The sequence below is a fragment of the Candidatus Erwinia dacicola genome (assembly GCF_001756855.1).
Classification (GTDB): domain Bacteria; phylum Pseudomonadota; class Gammaproteobacteria; order Enterobacterales; family Enterobacteriaceae; genus Erwinia; species Erwinia dacicola.
Map to the genome: position 1 here is coordinate 1 of NZ_MAYS01000391.1, position 1,546 is coordinate 1,546.

Here is a 1,546-nt window from a genome sequence, read left to right on the forward strand (position 1 = left end):
TGTAACCTACTGATTTTATGTTATGGATGCTCGCTGTTTTTATGCGGGCGCAGCATAATCTCTATTTATTCAACAAAGCCTCGATTAGGCCCTAAGAATCCTGTGAACCACATCACCATCTACAATTTTTAGGCTGATATTCAGTGATAATAACGAGTGAAACAGGCGACGCTGCACTTCAAAAACCAGCTGCACAGCAGTCAGGCTACGTTTCTCTTTGTTATTCTTTAAAGTTTCACTAATCAACGGGACCTGTCTAAGGATAAAAGTTCGAACGGTATCCGCAGGGATGAGTTTATTCAAGTGACAGCGTCACTTAATCCACTTATCTTTTCAATGCATGCCGTAGGCATTTAAAGGGGATAGTCTAAAAAACCTGATTTCACAAGGCTAATCTTGTAATGGCATAGCCTTAAAAGAAGTGATAAATATGCTAAGAACTTTTCAGCTAGCTCTTTTAACCTTAAAAACTGTTAAGATTTATCCCATGAGTTGTAAATATACCTATGGCCCCCTTGTTTTCTGCTTAAGAGAAACGGTATCTAGGTAACATTTAAAGAAATATTTTCTAATTTAATGTTTTTTAGTCCTCAAATTATCTGTACACTGGTATCCGTTACAATAGTGATACAAAATTTAAACTAACTTACAGGTTAAGGATTCCATTATGAGCGAAACACTGAAAGTATTAAATAACATTCGCACCCTTCGTGCTCAGGCTCGTGAAGTGTCTTTATCTGAACTGGAAGAGATGCTGGAAAAACTCGAAGCAGTAGTGAACGAACGTCGTGAAGCAGATGCGGCCATCGCTTCTGAAATTAAAGAAAAAGAAGAGAAACTGGCTAAATATCGCCAGATGCTTCTGGAAGACGGTATCGATTTATGCGAACTGACTGCAGCTGATAATATCGCTGGCAAAACACGTGTCAAACGTGCTCCGCGTCCTGCTAAGTATCAATATACTGATGAGAACGGCGAAGCAAAATCTTGGACCGGCCAAGGCCGAACCCCTGCAGTTATTAAGCAGGCGCTGGATGCTGGCAAGAAACTTGAAGATTTCCTGATCAAGTAAATGCTAGCTGGCCGCATGCCACCGTGCGGCTGATGCAATCAGCCTGTAATTTAAATGGCACTGTTGCAAAGATCTGGCGATGGTAAACTGATGCCACTGTTTAGTTGAAGGAGCAGCACATGAACCCATTTAAAGGTCGACATTTTGAGCGTCATATTATCCTGTGGGCCGTCCGCTGGTACTGGCGTCAACCTTCCGGTTTTGGCTCATGGCATCTCGATGAAACCTACGTGAAGGTCAACGGACGCTGGGCTTATCTGTACCGCGCCGTCGACAGCAGGGGCTGCACCATTGACTTTTACCTGTCTTCACGTCGTCACACCAAAGCCGCCTATCGCTTTATGGGTAAACTTCTGAATAATACGAAGCGCCTGCAAATTCCACGGTTGATCAACACAGATAAAGCCCCGACGTATGGGCGGGCGCTGGCATTGCTGAAGCGGGAAGGTAAATGTCCGCAGCATGTGCATCACC

Annotated in this window: 2 protein-coding genes; both read left to right on the plus strand. The window is 43.7% G+C overall.

Annotated features, from left to right (window positions below):
• Nucleotides 1-667 precede the first annotated feature (667 nt).
• The gene (locus BBW68_RS10935) at nt 668-1,072 is read left to right on the plus strand and encodes an H-NS family histone-like protein (protein ID WP_070135391.1); all 405 of its coding nucleotides are present in this window, start codon (nt 668-670) and stop codon (nt 1,070-1,072) included.
• Between the two features lie 119 nt (nt 1,073-1,191).
• Nucleotides 1,192-1,546 (plus strand): DDE-type integrase/transposase/recombinase (locus BBW68_RS10940; RefSeq protein ID WP_148127639.1); only part of this gene is annotated, 355 nt, incomplete at its 3' end.